This is a genomic window from Streptomyces sp. NPDC056580 (genome assembly GCF_042793175.1).
Lineage (GTDB): Bacteria > Actinomycetota > Actinomycetes > Streptomycetales > Streptomycetaceae > Streptomyces.
This window is the reverse complement of sequence record NZ_JBHTVE010000001.1, coordinates 42,455-58,633: the sequence shown is the minus strand read 5'-3', so window position 1 is coordinate 58,633 and position 16,179 is coordinate 42,455. Positions and strand designations below refer to the sequence as shown.

Annotated in this window: 11 protein-coding genes; 6 read left to right on the top strand and 5 right to left on the bottom strand. The window is 72.2% G+C overall.

What is annotated here, in order from left to right:
- Positions 1-122 precede the first annotated feature (122 nt).
- Complete coding sequence (locus ACFQ9Z_RS00305) at positions 123-1,277, bottom strand: glutathione-independent formaldehyde dehydrogenase (protein WP_383009007.1); 1,155 nt, start codon at positions 1,275-1,277, stop codon at positions 123-125.
- 250 nt (positions 1,278-1,527) lie between these two features.
- Here ACFQ9Z_RS00305 and ACFQ9Z_RS00300 point away from each other — a divergent pair, with 250 nt between their 5' ends.
- Positions 1,528-2,379, top strand: coding sequence for a restriction endonuclease (locus ACFQ9Z_RS00300; RefSeq protein WP_383009005.1), 852 nt, complete (start codon positions 1,528-1,530; stop codon positions 2,377-2,379).
- A gap of 43 nt (positions 2,380-2,422) precedes the next feature.
- Here the strand turns inward: ACFQ9Z_RS00300 and ACFQ9Z_RS00295 are convergent, their stop codons facing one another.
- Both ACFQ9Z_RS00295 and helR read right to left on the bottom strand, forming a co-directional pair.
- On the bottom strand, positions 2,423-2,638 hold the full coding sequence (locus tag ACFQ9Z_RS00295; RefSeq protein WP_383009002.1) for a hypothetical protein: 216 nt from the start codon (positions 2,636-2,638) through the stop codon (positions 2,423-2,425).
- 174 nt (positions 2,639-2,812) lie between these two features.
- The gene (gene helR, locus ACFQ9Z_RS00290) at positions 2,813-4,960 is read right to left on the bottom strand and encodes an RNA polymerase recycling motor ATPase HelR (protein ID WP_383010259.1); all 2,148 of its coding nucleotides are present in this window, start codon (positions 4,958-4,960) and stop codon (positions 2,813-2,815) included.
- A 334-nt stretch (positions 4,961-5,294) separates the two neighbouring features.
- Here helR and ACFQ9Z_RS00285 point away from each other — a divergent pair, with 334 nt between their 5' ends.
- Together ACFQ9Z_RS00285 and lpdA are read left to right on the top strand one after the other, a co-directional pair.
- Positions 5,295-7,487, top strand: coding sequence for an FUSC family protein (locus tag ACFQ9Z_RS00285; protein WP_383008999.1), 2,193 nt, complete (start codon positions 5,295-5,297; stop codon positions 7,485-7,487).
- 167 nt (positions 7,488-7,654) lie between these two features.
- Positions 7,655-9,067, top strand: a complete 1,413-nt coding sequence (lpdA, locus tag ACFQ9Z_RS00280) for a dihydrolipoyl dehydrogenase (RefSeq protein WP_383008996.1) — start codon at positions 7,655-7,657, stop codon at positions 9,065-9,067.
- A gap of 59 nt (positions 9,068-9,126) precedes the next feature.
- Here lpdA and ACFQ9Z_RS00275 read toward each other — a convergent pair whose 3' ends face one another.
- Positions 9,127-11,475: a GH92 family glycosyl hydrolase gene (locus ACFQ9Z_RS00275; protein WP_383008993.1), complete on the bottom strand. Its 2,349-nt coding sequence runs from the start codon at positions 11,473-11,475 to the stop codon at positions 9,127-9,129.
- Between the two features lie 358 nt (positions 11,476-11,833).
- Positions 11,834-12,757: a YihY/virulence factor BrkB family protein gene (locus ACFQ9Z_RS00270; RefSeq protein WP_383008990.1), complete on the bottom strand. Its 924-nt coding sequence runs from the start codon at positions 12,755-12,757 to the stop codon at positions 11,834-11,836.
- Between the two features lie 335 nt (positions 12,758-13,092).
- Between ACFQ9Z_RS00270 and ctaD the strand changes: the two genes are divergently transcribed.
- The 3 genes from ctaD to ACFQ9Z_RS00255 all read left to right on the top strand — a co-directional run bounded on the left by ctaD (position 13,093) and on the right by ACFQ9Z_RS00255 (position 16,165).
- Positions 13,093-14,823, top strand: coding sequence for a cytochrome c oxidase subunit I (ctaD, locus tag ACFQ9Z_RS00265; protein ID WP_383008987.1), 1,731 nt, complete (start codon positions 13,093-13,095; stop codon positions 14,821-14,823).
- Positions 14,820-15,197, top strand: coding sequence for a hypothetical protein (locus ACFQ9Z_RS00260; protein WP_383008984.1), 378 nt, complete (start codon positions 14,820-14,822; stop codon positions 15,195-15,197). Before ctaD ends, ACFQ9Z_RS00260 begins: the two co-directional genes overlap by 4 nt.
- A gap of 119 nt (positions 15,198-15,316) precedes the next feature.
- Positions 15,317-16,165 carry an MBL fold metallo-hydrolase gene (locus ACFQ9Z_RS00255; RefSeq protein ID WP_383008981.1) on the top strand — a complete coding sequence of 283 codons (849 nt, stop codon included), beginning with the start codon at positions 15,317-15,319 and terminating at the stop codon, positions 16,163-16,165.
- Positions 16,166-16,179 lie beyond the last annotated feature (14 nt).

Sequence of the window (16,179 nt, the reverse complement as noted above, 5' to 3'; positions counted from 1 at the left end):
CGTGATACCGCCCGGGGCGACCGCCGCGGCCCCGGCCGACGCCGACAACTCCTGATCGGGCACTCCCGGCGGGCCGGCGGCGCGCCACTCACGCGAAGTGGCGCGCCGCCGGTCCTGTCGCGTCACGCCGCGAGCGCGTGACCCGGGTGCAGTACGACCTTTGTGTAGCCCTCGATCCGCTTGTCGAACTTCTCGTACGCTTCGGGCGCGTCCTCGAGGGGCAGTTCGTGCGAGACCACGAAGCTGGGCTTGGCCCGCCCGGCGATGATCATGTCGCGCAGCTGGCGGTTGTACCGCTTGACGTTGCACTGGCCGGTGCCCATCTGCTGGCCCTTCTCGAACATCCGGCCGATGGAGACCAGCAACTGGCCGTGCTTGGCGTGCTCGTCGGGTGCGCCCGGGTCGGACGGCACGTACAGGCCGGGCACGCCGAGCATGCCGGTGGCCCGCACCGTATCGACAAGGGTGTTGAGGACGACGGCGGGCTCCTCGTGGCCGACGTCCTTGTGGGACGTGGCCTGGTAGCCGACGGCGTCCACGCCCTTGTCGGTCCCCTCACCCGCGGTCTGCTCCTTGATCTGCTCGGCCGGGTCGCCCTTGGTGAAGTCGATGGGGATGGCCCCGATCTCCTCCGCCTTGGCGAGCCGCTCGGGCACCCGGTCGACCGAGAACACCTTGGACGCGCCGCGCAGCAGCGCCGAGTAGGCGGCCATCAGGCCGACCGGACCGGCGCCGAACACGGCTACGGACTCGCCGGGCGACACCTGCGCCAGCTCGCAGCCGTGGTACCCGGTCGGGAAGATGTCGGCGAGCAGCACGAAGTCCGCCTCGAACTCCTCGCCCGGCGGCAGCTTCAGGCAGTTGAAGTCGGCGAACGGAACGCGCAGCCGCTCTGCCTGGCCGCCGGGGTAGGGGCCCATCGCGACGTAGCCGTACGCGCCGCCCGCGAACCCCGGATTCACCGTCAGGCAGAACCCGGTGTTGCCGGCGAGACAGTTCTTGCAGAATCCGCAGGCCACGTTGAACGGCATCACGACCCGGTCGCCCTGGGACAGGGAGACCACGCCGCTGCCGGTCTCCTCGATGACGCCGAGGTTCTCGTGGCCGAAGACGATGCCGGGCTGCGCGGCCGTACGGCCTTCGTACATGTGCAGGTCGGACCCGCAGATGGCGGACGACGTGACCCGCACGATCACGTCGTTCGGGTGCTGTATCTGCGGATCGTCGACGTCCTTCACCGCCACGTTGAACGGCTTCTCATAGACGACGGCTTTCACCTTCGGTCACCTCCGCGTCGAACACCGGACGGCGGCGGCGACGGGCCGCTCCGCGGGGCGCCCGGACGGGCGGGCCGGCGGCCGCGCCCCACTAAGTCCTCGCCGCGCTGCTGAACACTTCCAGCATTCGCCCGCCCGGCCCGATCCGCAAAGGCACGCCCCTCGGCGGCCGCCAACCACCGTTGAAGTCCGCGATCTTGGGCACGCGTAGCCGGGTGATCTTCGTCGTCTCCACGGAGGGAAGCCCAGCATGACCGTCCCCGCGCCCCCTTTCCGCCCCGTCGACCGTGACCGGCGGCGTTTCGACCTGCGTGCCACCGCCCTCTTCTTCGTCCTGCTCGCCATCATCCTGTGTGTCATGGCGTTCGTCGCCCGCACCGCGGTCGACATCGTCGAACGCCGTCCGCTCTGGGCCGGCGTGCTGGCGGTGGTGAGCCTCGCGGCGGCGCTGATGTGCGGGTCCCGGTGGCGGCGGTTGTCCGTCGCGAGATGTGCGCGCCGGGCCACCGAGACCCTGGAGGCGGCGGCCGAGCGGGCGTCCGACACGCTGCGCGCCCCGGAACCGGCCGGGCCGGTGGCGGCGGCGCCGCCGGCCGCCCCGGGCACGGCCGGCGGCACCGGCCCGGTGCCGGCGTGCGCCCCCACCGAGCCGCTCGTGCCCGTCGGCGAGGAGGCGACCGTTCCGCTCGACGACGTGATCGAGGTCGACCACGCCGAGCTCGACCCGCACGCCTTCGAGCAGGCGATAGCCGACCTGTGCGCACGCGACGCCTGCCGGGAGGTGGAAGTGGTGGGCGGAGCGGGCGACTTGGGCGCGGACGTCCTGGCGGTCACCCCGGACGGCAGGCGCCTGGTCATCCAGTGCAAGCGCTACGGCGACACCAACAAGGTCGGCTCGCAGGACATGCAGCGCTTCGGCGGCACCTGCTTCACCGTTCACGAGGCCGACATAGCGGTGGTCGTGACGACGAGCGACTTCACGGCGCCGGCTCTGGAGTACGCCCAGCAGTGCGGCATCCTCTGCGTCAACGGCCTGGAGCTGACCGCCTGGTCGGAGGGCACCGCCCCCTGCCCCTGGGACCTGGCGGAGCCCGGCGCCTGAGGGAGAGTGGCAGCGCGCACGCCGTGCCCGGGGGCGTCCTCGGCTACTCGGTCCCGGACTCCAGGACGCGGCGGGCCGCCTCGGCCTCCGCGGCCGGCGGGGACAGCTCGTCGAGGGTGTCGAGTTCGGTGTCCGCGTCCAGCTCCCGTTCCCAGGCCGCGGCGAGCCGCTCCTGCTCCTCGCGGGGCCTGGCGGACACGGCCTCCCGGTGCTCCGGGTCCAGGGCCGCCAGGAAACGCCCGACCGGGTCCGTCGGCATACCGTGCTCCTTGTTCGCCGGGAAGGGGGCAGCTCGCCCTCCAGCATGGCGGGCGGACTCCGCGCAGGCCGCCAGACGCGGCCCGCGACCACCCTGATGGCCCCGTCGCCCCGCTTCGGAGCCGCCACAGCGAAGACCCCCGCCCCGGAGCCGCCCCGCCCGCGGCCGGCCGGGTCAGGAACGCGTGAGGACCACGAGTTGCCCGGTCGCCCTGGTCATCGCGACATAACGGTCCACCGCGCCTTCGACGCCGTCGCCGAACGCCGCCGGGTCGACCAGGACCACCAGGTCGAACTCGAGGCCCTTCGCCAGCTCCGGAGTCAGCGACCGCACGCGGGACGTCGCCGGGAACGCCGGATCTCCGATGACGCACGCGATGCCGTCGTCGTGGGCGGCGAGCCACGTGGCGAGGACCGCGTCGAGGTCCGCCCTGCGTCCGTGCGCGACCGGAACGCCGTTGCCGCGGACGGAGACCGGCACGTTGGCGTCCGGCAGCACGGCCCGGATGACCGGCTCGGCCTCGGCCATGATCTCCCGCGGCGTACGGTAGTTGATGCTCAGGGAGGCCTCCTCGATGCGGTCGAACCCGACCCGCTCCAGCCGCTCCCGCCACGACTCGGCGAACCCGTGCCGGGCCTGCGCCCGGTCCCCGACGACGGTGAAGCTCCGCGACGGGCACTGCAGCAGCAGCATCTGCCACTGCGCGTCGGTCAGTTCCTGGGCCTCGTCCACCACGATGTGCGCGAACGGTCCCGCGAGCGGGTCGGGTTCGGTGGCGGGCAGCTCCGACTCGTCCACCAGGTTCCGCCGGAGGTCGGCCCGGCGCAACTGCGTCACCAGGCCCTCGCCGTCGTCGTCCGCCTCGATCAGGCTGTCGGCCACCTGCGCCATGCGTGCGCTCTGGGCGGCGAGGGCGGCCTTCTGGCGACGCCTGAGCCGAGGCGCCTCCGGGTCGCCGAGCCGCTGCCGTGCCGCGTCCAGCAGCGGCAGGTCGGACAGCGTCCAGGCCTGGGCGTGCGCGCGCTGCAGTCCGCGGACCTCCTCGCGGCCGAGCCAGGGCGCGCACAACCGCAGGTAGGCGGGGACCGACCACAGGTCTCCGACGAGGTCGGCCGCCTCGATCAGCGGCCACGCGCGGCCGAAGGCCGTGAGCAGGTCCCGGTCCCGGGCCAGTGACGCGCGCAGTGCGTCGGCCGGGGCGCCGCCGCGATGCCTGTCCACCAGGATCGTCAGCAGTTCCTCCCAGATCCGGTCGCGGGCCTCGTTGTGCGGGGTGCCGGGGTCCGCCGACTCGAACGCCACGGCCCAGTCGCCGGCGCTCACTCGCACCTCGCACCAGGGCGTGGTGACCGTCAACTCCTCGGCAGGCGGTTCCTCGTAGAACCTGACGGCCGTCTCGACCGCCCGCACCATGTCGGCCGACGACTTCAGGCGGGCCGCCTCCGGGTCGGCTTCGGCACCCGCCCCCGCTCCCTCGGCGACCAGGTCCCGCAGGGTGCAGGTGCGCACCCCCTCCTCGCCGAGACTGGGCAGGACGTCGGAGACGTAGTCGAGGTAGGGCCGGTGCGGGCCGACGAACAGCACACCTCCCCGGCGGTGCCCGAGGCGCGGGTCGGAGTACAGCAGGTAGGCGGACCGGTGCAGGGCGACCACGGTCTTCCCCGTGCCCGGGCCGCCGTCGACCACCAGCGCGCCCCGTGAGCCCGCCCGGATGACGGCGTCCTGGTCGGCCTGGATGGTGCCGAGCACGTCCCGCATCCGTGCCGAGTGGTTGCCGCCGAGGCTCGCGATGAAGGCGGACTGGTCGTCGAGCGCGGCGTGCCCGGCGAAGCCGTCAGCGGTGAACACCTCGTCCCAGTAGTCGCCGATCCGGCCGCCGGACCAGCGGTACCTGCGGCGGCTCGCCAGGCCCATCGGGCTGGCGTGGGTGGCGCCGAAGAACGGCTCGGCCGCGGGGGAGCGCCAGTCGACCAGCAGCCGGCGTCCCGCGCCGTCCGTCAGGCCGAGCCGTCCGACGTAGACCGGTTCGGGGCTGTCCGCGGCGACCATGCGCCCGAGGCACAGGTCGAGGCCGAACCGGCGCAGCGCGCGCAGCCGAGCGGTCAGCCGGTGGATCTCCGCGTCCCGGTCCATCGCCTGCCGGCCCGCGCCACCGGGCGCCCTGCGCTCGGCGTCGAGGCGGTCGGACACCTCGGCGATCGACTGCTCGAGAGCCTCCGCGACGGCGGCGAAATGCCGTTCGTCGTCGGCGATCAGCCGCGGATCGGCCTTCGCGGAAAGGCGGTCCGGAAGGTCGAACGCACTGGTGGTCTGGGGATTCAGAATAATCAGCTCCGCATTCTCGGACCGAGGGCGCACCGGGCGCGCCGGCCTGGTTCGGCGTCCTCACGCGAACCGGTGCCGACAGCACCGTAGGTACTTCGCGATTCCCGCGTTTTCGCAGGTTCTGGCTTCGGCCGGTCATTGTGCGACACATCGGGGGCCTTGCCGCAAGCCCCCCGGTGCGCTATAAGTTGAGAGTGGAAAGGAGTGGGAAACCGCCTTTCCCTTTCTTTTTGCCCCCGCTCTTTCACCGGCCGTAATGCGACCGGCTTTCCCGCCTGCCGTCCGGTCCGCTGCGCGTGCCGGGCACCGGACGGTGCGGGACTCTGTAAACGTGTGTGCTGCTCCAGCCGGCCGGATCCCCGCGGCCTACGCCGCCTCGGGCCGCCGGGCGGTACGCGTGACGCTGGTCGCCACGACGGGGTTCTTCCTGTTCCGCTACGGACTCGGCCTCCCGGTCGCGGCCACGTACGCCCTGTTCTCCGCCGTGGCGCTGGGCGGGCTCTCCAGGATCCCCGGCACCGGACGGCAGCGGGCCGCGACGGGACTGCGGGCGCTGCCGGTGTGCTGGCTGCTGGTGATCGCCGGCACCTGTCTGTCGGTGCGGACCTGGAGCGCCGTCACGGGCATGCTGGTCGTCGGCTTCGCCCTGGCCTTCTCCGCCGTGGGCGGCCCCCGCCCGGCCGGGGCGGCCCCCGGTCTGCAACTGCTCTACATCCTGCCCTCCTTCCCGCCCTACGACCCCGGCTCGCTCGGCGAACGCCTCCTAGGGACGACGACGGGAGTGGTCCTGCTCATGGCCGCCGAGGCGCTGCTCCTCCCCGAGCCCCCACCGCCGTCGTACCGGGAGCGGGCCGCCCTCGCCGCACGGACCGCGGCGCACTGTGCGACCCTCCTGACCGCGCCCCCGTACGCCCTGACCGGTACGGACAGCGTGGCCGCCCGGGAGGCCGGCGCGGCTCTGCGGCCGCTGACGGTGCCGGAGGCGGAACGTCCGGCCGGACCGGGGCCGCGCGACCGCGCCCTCGCCCACACCGGTCTGGCCACCCGCACCCTGCTCAGCCGGATGGCACGGCTGACCACTCCGGGCGACGTGCAGGGTCCCCGGGTGACCGCCGTCCTGCGCGCGGTGGCGGCCCTGTCCGCCGCGACCGCGGACAGCCTCGGATCCGGGCCGTCGCCGGTGGCCGCCCACGCGGAACTGGCGGCGGCCCGGGCAGAGCTGTCGGCCATGTCGGCCGTCCCCGCGGCCGCCGGCACGGGCGGCCCCCACCTGCCGGAATTCCCACCCGCCGTACTGCGCCGGCACGCCGCCGTGCTGGAGATCGCCGACGCCGCGCTGGCCATGGCCACCACGGCCGACCTGGCGGTACGGGGCCGGCGGGCGTCGGTGCCGGTGCCGCCGGGCCCCTTCTGGTACGCCAGGAGCCGGACCCCGGTGCTGTGGTGGCACCGGGCGCGCGGCCACGCCGGGCGCCGGTCGGTGTTCTTCCAGAACGCGGTGCGCATCGCCCTGGCCCTGACCGCGGCCCGGCTGATCGCGGGCGTGGACATGCTGCCCCACGGCTTCTGGGCGATGCTGGCCACGCTCACCCTCACCCGGACCACCATGGACGAGACCTGGAGCACCATCCGCCTGGCCCTCGCGGGCACGCTGGCCGGGGCGTTGCTGACCGCCGGTCTGCTGACCCTGGTGGGCTCCGGCACCGGGATCTACGCCGCGGTACTCCCGCTGTGGATGCTCCTCGCCTTCACCCTGGGCCCGGTCAAGGGCGTCGGCTGGGCACAGGGCCTGTTCACGGTGCTCGTGGCCCTGGTCTTCGCCCAGCTCGTGCCGCCGACCTGGCGGCTGGCGGAGGCGCGGCTGCTGGACGTGCTGGTCGGCAGCGCGATCGGCGCGGTGTTCGGCCTGCTGGCCTGGCCCCGCGGCGCCCATGACGAGCTGCGTCGCTCGGCGGCGGAACTCCTGCGCCGGGCGGCCGAGATCGTGGTGGCGACCAGCGCCGACGTGGCGGCCGGCGGCACCGTGGCCGCGCCGCCGGTGGTGTCCTGCCACCGCTCGCTGCACCAGGCGGTCATCCTCGCCGAGTCCGCGTACGCCCAGTTCCTGAGCGAGCCCACGCCCTTCGGGGGCCGGGGCAGGAGGAGGGCGCCGGCGCCGGTGGACTGGCAGGCCGTGCTCATCGCCGGGCACCACACCCTGTGGGGGTCCGAGCGGCTGCTGGATCCGCCGCCGGCGGCGCTGGGCCCGGCCGCCGCCGAGTCGGCCGCCGGACTCGGGGACCGGGTGGCCGGCCGGATGCTGCTCGTCTCGGCGGCGCTCGACCCCGGGAGCGACACCCCGGCCGCGCCGGTGCCCCGCCTCGACCCGGCCATCTCGGGCTTCACCGCACAGCCGCCCGGCGCGCCCCGGCGGTACTACGCGACCGTCTCGTGGCTGAGCGCGCTGATGACGGACCTCTCACGCATCCCACGCACCGGCCCGGAACCCGAGCCGGCGACGACCGCGGCACGGGCCCGCGACTGAGGCCGCCTTCGCGACAGCCCTGGAGGGTCACGTCTGTCTGTTCCGTCACGGCGACGGCCGGCGAGGACAGAAGCGGTTGCGGGAGCCGGGCGGGCGCATGGATGATCCATTTGAGGCCGCTCGCTCACATCTGATCGGCACGACCGTCGCACACGAAGGGAAACCCCATGCCCGAGCTGGACGAACGCTTCGACGTCGTGGTCCTCGGAGCGGGACCCGGCGGCTATGTCGCCGCCGTCCGCGCCGCGCAGCTGGGCAAGCGCGTCGCCGTCGTCGAGGAGAAGTACTGGGGCGGTGTCTGCCTGAACGTGGGGTGCATCCCGAGCAAGGCGCTGCTGCGCAACGCGGAACTGGCGCACATCTTCACGCGGGAGGCGAAGACCTTCGGGATCAAGGTCGACGGAACGGTGTCCTTCGACTTCGGCGAGGCGTTCCGCCGCAGCCGCAAGGTCGCCGACGGCCGGGTCAAGGGCGTCCACTACCTGATGAAGAAGAACGGCATCACGGAGTTCGACGGCCGCGGCACCTTCCTCGACTCGCACACGCTCGAGGTGGCGGGCTACGACGGCTCGACCCGCACCATCGGCTTCGACCACTGCATCATCGCCACCGGCGCCACCCCCAAGCTGCTCCCCGGCACCCGCCGCACCTCACGGGTGGTGACCTACGAGGAGCAGATCCTCGCCGAGGAACTGCCGCAGTCGATCGTGATCGCGGGCGCCGGCGCGATCGGCGTGGAGTTCGCGTACGTCCTGCACAACTACGGCGTGAAGGTCACCGTCGTCGAGTTCCTGGACCGTATGACCCCGCTCGAGGACGCCGAGGTGTCCGCCGAACTCGCCCGCCAGTACCGCAGGCTGGGCATCGACGTGCTGACCTCCACCCGGGTCGACGCCATCGACGAGTCGGGCCCGACGGTGCGGGTCACCGTCACCGGCAAGGACGGCGCCCAGCAGGTCCTGGAGGCCGACAAGGTGCTCCAGGCGATCGGCTTCGCCCCGAACGTCGAGGGCTACGGCCTGGACAAGGCGGGCGTGCGGGTCACCGAGCGCGGCGCGATCGACGTCGACGGCCGCTGCCGCACCTCCGTCCCGCACATCTTCGCCATCGGCGACGTCACGGCCAAGCTGATGCTGGCGCACGCCGCCGAGGCGATGGGCATCGTCGCCGCCGAGACCCTCGCCGACGCGGAGACCATGGAACTGGACTACGCCATGATCCCGCGCGCGACCTACTGCCAGCCCCAGATCGCCAGTTTCGGCTACACCGAGGCCCAGGCCCGCGAGCTGGGGCACGACGTCAAGGTCGCGAAGTTCCCCTTCACCGCGAACGGCAAGTCGCACGGCCTCGGCGACGCCACGGGCTTCGTGAAGCTGATCAGCGACGCCAAGTACGGCGAGCTGCTCGGCGGCCACCTGATCGGCCCGGACGTCACCGAGCTGCTGCCCGAGCTGACCCTGGCCCAGCAGTGGGACCTGACGGTCCATGAGGTGGCGCGCAATGTGCACGCCCACCCGACGCTGGGCGAGGCGGTCAAGGAGGCCGTGCACGGCCTGGCCGGCCACATGATCAACATGTGAGAGCGGGCCGCGGCCACGATCCGGCGGTCGTGGCCGCGGCTCGTCCCCGCCCGCACCGGTCAGTTGAGCGCCGGCGGACCGTCATGGGCGCCGGTTCCCCACCCGGACGGTTCGGCGCCGACCGTGAACGCCAGCGACCGCATGCCGCGCAGCTCCCGCGTGGTCACGTAGGTGCGGCCGTACGGGGCGCCGTCGACGCGCGCCGACTGGATGTAGCGGTCGCCGTCGGAGGTGCCGGGCGCCGTCACGGTGAGCGAGCCGCGCGGGTAGTAGCGGCGGTCCAGGGTGAGGTCGACCCGCTCGAAGACGGGTGTGGACAGCCCCCAGGTGTCGTAGCCGGGCTGCACCGGGAAGACGCCGATCGACGACAGCACGTTCCACGCGGACATGGTGCCGAGGTCGTCGTTGCCGGTCATACCGGTCGGGGCGTCCGTGAACAGGGTCAGCGCGGCATGCACCACGTCGGTGGTCTTCCACGGCTGGCCGGTCGAGAGATAGGTGTAGGGGGCGATGAGGTCGGGCTCGTTCTGCGGGTTGTACTTGTCCGCGTTGTAGTAGTCGTACGGCCCGTTCACCCACACCTCGCGGGCCGTTCCCGCGGGGTCCTTCACCAGCTTGTCGTAGGCGAAGAAGGAGTCCAGCCGCTCGTTCGCCGCCTTCTCGCCGCCGATCAGGCCGACCATGCCCGGCAGGTCCTGCGGCACGAGCCACTGGTACTGCCAGGACGTCCCCTCGTGGAACCCCTCGCTCTGCGCCGGGTCGGCCGGCCCGGTGAAGGCGCCGGAGGCGTCGCGCGCGCGGAAGAACCCGGTCGAGGAGTCGAAGATCCGGCGGTAGTTCTGGGCCCGGGCCGCGTAGCGGGCGGCGTCGGCGTCATGGCCGAGGTCGCGCGCCATCTCGGCGAGCATCGCGTCCGACAGGGCGTACTCCAGGGTCGCCGAGGCGCCGTGGTCGTAGTCCGAGTCGCCCGGCTTCGCGTGCGGCCGGCCCTTGACGTAGGGCGCGAAACCGTCCGCGATGTACTCCTTGTTGGCCTCGCGGCCCACCGCCGGCGAGTCGGCGGGCGGTACCCCGTCGGCGTTCTTCCTGAGGGCGCGGTAGGCCCGCTCCTCGTACCCGTTGAGCAGGCCCTGCTGGTAGGCGTTGGTGAGGAACGGCGTGACCGGGTCGCCGGTCATGATGTTCGTCTCGACCGTGCCGTAGCCCCACTTGGGCAGCCAGCCGCTCTCCTCGTCGATCCTGATCACCGATATCGCCATGTCCCTCGCCTCACGCGGCGCGAGCAGGGACAGCAGTTGCGACTGGGTGCGGTAGGTGTCCCACAGGGACCAGTTCTGGTAGTACGTGAAGCCCCGGGCGCGGTGGACCTTCTGGTCCCAGCCCGTGTACCGGCCGTCGGCGTCGCTGCCGACGTTGGGCGCGAGGAAGGACCGGTACAGCGACGAGTAGAACGTGCGCCGCAGGGTCTCGCTCCCGCCCCGCACCCGTACGTCGTCGAGCCGGTCCTCCCAGGCGCGCTGGGCCGCGGCGCGGACCTGCCGGAACGAACGGCCGCCCTCGGCACGCAGGTTGAGCGCGGCGCCGTGGGCGTCCACGTACGACAGGGCGGTCGTGGCCTCGACGGTGCGGTCCTCGCTCGTGTCGAAGCGGACGTACGCGCCGTCCCGGCCGCTGCGGGACCCGTCGCTGACCTTGGAGCCGTCCCAGGTGCCGAACGCGGTGAACGGGCGGTCGAACCGGGTGACGGTGTAGACGGTGTACGGCTTGGTGTCCTGGCAGAAGCCGCTGCCGGTGATCGCGGTGCGCACGGTCCGGTCGTCGAGCACCTCGACCTTGGTGGAGAGCGCGCGGTGCAGCGACTGCCCGGCGTTGAGCAGCACGTTGGCCTTGTCGGTGGCGGGGAAGGTGTAGCGCTGCACACCGGTGCGCGCGGTCGCCGTCAGCTCGGCGTCGATGCCGGTCTTCAGACCGACCTTGTAGTAGCCGGGGCCGGCCTGCTCGGTGTCGTGGCTGAACTCAGCCTGGTACTTGGTGTAATCGGTCGACGTGACGTCGCCGGTGGTCGGCAGTACCGGCAGGTCCCCGCCCAAGCCGCAGCCGACGCCGGACAGGTGGACGAGCGAGAAGCCCCGGATGTGGTTCTGGGCGTAGTCGTAACCGGTGTTGTGGCCGGTGTCCGGGGACAGTTGCACCATCCCGAAGGGCACGGCGGCGCCCGGGTAGGTGTTGCCCTCGTTCTGGGTGCCGATGAACGGATTGACGAGATCGGTCAGTCGGCCGTCCTGGGCCGCGGCCGCCTGGGCCGTGGGCGCGGCGAGGGCGGCGCCGATCAGCGCTGCCGCCGCGACCACCGTGCCCGCGCCGCGTAGGCGTCGGCTCCAACTCGTGCGCGGATGGGTCCCATTCATGGGCGCGTGCGCCTCCCGGGGCTGGACAACGTTGTCAACTCGCACAGCGCGCCCATTCTTTGTGTTGTGCGTGTACGCGTCAAGGGTGCGGACCGAGCGGCCCGGATCCCGGAACCCCGGCAGGGCACGAAGGCGGCCGACGGCAGGCCCCGGTGCTACGCCGTGACCCCGAGCCGGGCGACCCGTCGCCTCACCTCGGGCCGCCCGGCACTTGACGGGACGCGGGCGGCCACCGCTCGAACGGTGGCCGCCCTCTGTGCGGCCTCGGGTCCGTGCCGCCGCTGCCTACTCGCGGGTGCCCGGTGGTGACGGCGGCCTGCTCCGCCCGGCGGTACACCGGAAGCGGGGACCGCGGTGTTCAGGCGCTGGAGGTCGCGCCCCGCGGGTGCGCTCCGGTGGCCTGCGCCTTGTGCAGCTCCGCGGTGAACTGCGCGCCGGCGAGCAGTGCGAGGTTGGACAGCCACAGCCAGATGAGGAAGACGACGATCCCGGCGAGGGACCCGTACAACCGGCTGTAGGTGCCCAGTACATCGGCGTACAGGGCGAAGCCGGCCGAGGCGGTCAGCCACAGCGCGGCGGCCAGCGCGCCGCCGAGCAGGCTGTCCCTGCTCCGGCGGGCCGGGGCCGGCCCGGTGTGGAAGACCACCACGACCAGCACCGCCACCAGGCACAGCAGCAGCGGCCAGCGCGCGACGCCCCAGATGAGCTGCGTGGTGCCGTCCAGGCGCAGCAGCCGTCCGAGGAGTTCGGCGACGGGCCCGGACAGCATCAGCACCAGGGCGCTGACGACGAGCAGGGCCAGCAGGACCAGGGCGGTCGCCACGATGCGGTGCGCCTTGCGCCAGGGCGAGCGGCGGTCGGGGATGCGGTACATGCCGTGCAGGGCACGGCGGAAGACCGCGAGATAACTGCAGGCCGACCACAGGGCGCTGGCGGTGCCCCCCGCCATCAGCGTCCAGGTCGTGGAGTGCCGCCTGAGCACACCGGCGAGCACGCCGTGGAGTTCGGCGCCCGACTGGCCGGGGGCGTAGTGGGTGACGTGGGCGATGAACTCCGCGGCGGTGCTGGGGCTGACCATGCCGAAGGCGAGCACGGTGACCAGCAGCGAGGGGAGGACCGCCAGGATCGAGTAGTAGGTCAGCGCGGCGGCGTAGTCGGTGAGGTCGTCGTTCCACATCGTCACCGGCGTCCGGCGCAGGGCCGGCCACCACTCGTGGGCCGGCCGGGCCAGGCCGCCGCGCAGGCCGCGCGGCCTGCGGGCCGGGCGCAGGTCAGCGGACATGCGGCGGCGAGGGGGAACGGCGGCCGAAGCACAGGGTGGCTGCTGTGCGCAAGGACAACATCTCTTCCAACGGTGCGGGCGTGCTGACCCGTCCTGCTCGGTCACGGTCGCCGAAGGCTATCAGCAGACCCCGGTGAGCTGGCCCGATGCGGTGGTCCCGGGCGCAGGGCGCGTGTTCAGGGCAACGAGCGTACGACCGACCTACTCCCTTAGGGGGCGAATGTCATCCCATTGGCGGCGTAATCGGCCGGTCAGGGCGCATTACCCGGTTTGTCGCCCGGAGGATGGTGACCGACTGACAACGCGAACCGCGAGCATCGGGAGAGATCCGACCAGTGAGCATCCTCAACGAACCTCCCGGAGCAGCGGCAGCCGAGGACTCGTACGAGAACGAGCTGCCGGTCAGGCGCAAGCAGCCCGGCAACGTGGTGGTCAGATGGCTGACGACCACCGACCACAAGACGATCGGCACGCTGTACCTGTCGACGTCGTTCCTGTTCTTCCTCTTCGGCGGGGTGCTGGCGCTGCTCATCCGGGCGGAGCTGGCCCGTCCCGGTCTGCAGATCGTCTCCAAGGAGCAGTACAACCAGCTCTTCACGATGCACGGCACCGTGATGCTGCTGATGTTCGCCACCCCGCTGTTCGCGGGATTCACCAACTGGATCATGCCGCTGCAGATCGGCGCGCCGGACGTGGCGTTCCCGCGGCTGAACATGCTGGCCTACTGGTTCTACCTGTTCGGTTCGCTGATCGCGGTGGGCGGCTTCCTCACCCCGCAGGGCGCCGCGGACTTCGGCTGGTTCGCCTACGCCCCCCTTTCGGACGCCGTCCGGTCGCCGGGCTTCGGCCCGAACCTGTGGATCCTCGGACTGGGCTTCTCCGGCTTCGGCACCATCCTCGGCGCGGTCAACTTCATCACCACGATCACCTGCATGCGCGCCCCGGGCATGACCATGTTCCGGCTGCCCATCTTCACCTGGAACGTGCTGCTGACCTCGGTCCTGGTCCTGTTCGCCTTCCCGGTGCTCGCCGCCGCGCTGTTCGCCCTGGCCGCGGACCGCATCTTCGGCGCCCACGTGTACGACCCGGCCAACGGCGGCGCGATCCTTTGGCAGCACCTCTTCTGGTTCTTCGGCCATCCGGAGGTGTACATCATCGCCCTGCCGTTCTTCGGCATCGTCACCGAGATCATCCCGGTCTTCTCCCGCAAGCCGATCTTCGGTTACATGGGTCTGGTGGCCGCGACCATCGCGATCGCCGGTCTGTCCGTGACGGTGTGGGCGCACCACATGTTCGTCACCGGTGCGGTGCTGCTGCCGTACTTCTCGTTCATGTCATTCCTCATCGCGGTCCCGACCGGTGTGAAGTTCTTCAACTGGATCGGCACCATGTGGAAGGGCTCGCTGTCCTTCGAGACACCGATGCTCTGGGCGGCCGGCTTCCTCGTCACCTTCCTCTTCGGCGGCCTGACCGGCGTCCTGCTGGCATCCCCGCCGATCGACTTCCACGTCTCCGACACGTACTTCGTGGTGGCCCACTTCCACTACGTGGTCTTCGGCACGGTCGTCTTCGCGATGTTCGCGGGCTTCCACTTCTGGTGGCCCAAGTTCACGGGCAAGATGCTGGACGAGCGCCTGGGCAAGATCACCTTCTGGACGCTGTTCGTGGGCTTCCACACCACCTTCCTGGTCCAGCACTGGCTGGGCGCCGAGGGCATGCCGCGCCGCTACGCCGACTACCTGGCGGCCGACGGCTTCACCGCCCTCAACACGGTCTCGTCCATCGGCTCGTTCCTGCTGGGTCTGTCGATGCTGCCGTTCCTCTACAACGTGTGGAAGACCGCCAGGTACGGCAAGCCGGTCGCGGTGGACGACCCGTGGGGCTACGGCCGCTCGCTGGAGTGGGCGACGTCCTGCCCGCCGCCGCGGCACAACTTCTGCACCCTGCCGCGGATCCGCAGCGAGTCCCCGGCGTTCGACCTGCACCACCCCGAGGTGGCCCAGTTGGAGCACGAGGCCAACCTGGGCCGGCGTGACGCGGCCGAGCCAGAGGGCGGCCGGCGGTGACGACACCGAACCGTCCTGGCGCCCCCCGGGGCGACCAGGACGGCTCGCTCGCCAACGAGGTCGAGGGCTACCTGCTCCTGCACGCGGAACTCGAGCAGGCCCAGCGAGAGGCCGAGGCGCTCTGCGCCCGCCTGCCCTGGCTCACCACCGGCCAGGCCGAGGACCTCACCCAGCACTACACCGAGCAACGCCTCGGCCTGACGCGCCAGGCGCTCCAGGTCACGGCCGACCGCGCCAAACGGCTGCGCGGCGAGTACGAGGCCCGCTACCGGGAACTGCGCCGCACCCTGATCCGGCGCCATGCCGTGGCCGCCTGCTTCATCGTCACCTGCACCGGCACCGCGAACACCCTGGCCTGGTACGCGACCCGCTGAACCCCGGGCGCGGAACGCGGCCGGGTCCGGCGTGTGCCCCGGGGAGCGTGGGGAACCCGGGGCCGGGGGACAGGGTGCGCCCGGGGCAGGCAGCCCCGGCCCGGAGAGTGAGGTCCGGCATGCACGACATAGACGACATGGACGACACGGTCGATCTTCAATTCATCGGCAACGCGACGGTGCTGCTCCGGTACCAGGGCCTCACACTGCTGACGGACCCGAACTTCCTGCACCGGGGCGAGCGGGCGCACCTGGGGTACGGCCTGGTCAGCCGCCGGCTCACCGAACCGGCCCTGGACGTGGCGGACCTGCCGCGCCTGGACGGTGTCGTCCTCTCCCACCTGCACGGAGATCACTGGGACCGCCGGGCCAGGAACCACCTGGACCGGTCGGTTCCCGTCGTCACCACGCCGCACGCCGCGCGCCGGCTGCGCGCCTTCCAGGGGTTCGGCAGGGCGGGAGGCCTGCGCACCTGGGAGAGCTGCGTCCTCGAGCAGGGCGGCGCGCAGGTGCGTGTGACGTCCCTGCCCGGCCGGCACGCCCTGCGCCCCGTGCTGCGCGGTCTGCTGCCGCCCGTCATGGGCAGCATGCTGGAGTTCGGACCGGCCGGCGGCCCGGTACGGGTACGGCTCTACATCTCGGGCGACACGCTCCTGTACGACGGCCTGGACGAGATCGCCCGGCGCTTCCCCACCGCCGACCTGGCCGTGCTCCACCTGGGCGGCACCCAGCTCCCCGGAGGCTTCGTGGTCACCATGGACGGCGCCCAGGGAGCCGAACTCGCCCGGCGCCTGGACTACCGTCACGTCCTGCCCGTGCACTACGACGACTACACGGTCTTCCGCTCCCCGCTGCACGACTTCCTGACCGAGGCCCGCGGGCTGGGACTGGAGGAGCGGCTGGTGCACTGCCCCCCCGGCCGGCACGCCCGGCTGGCGCCCCGCGCCGACCGGCCCACCGTCCACTGAGACCGCCGGCGCCG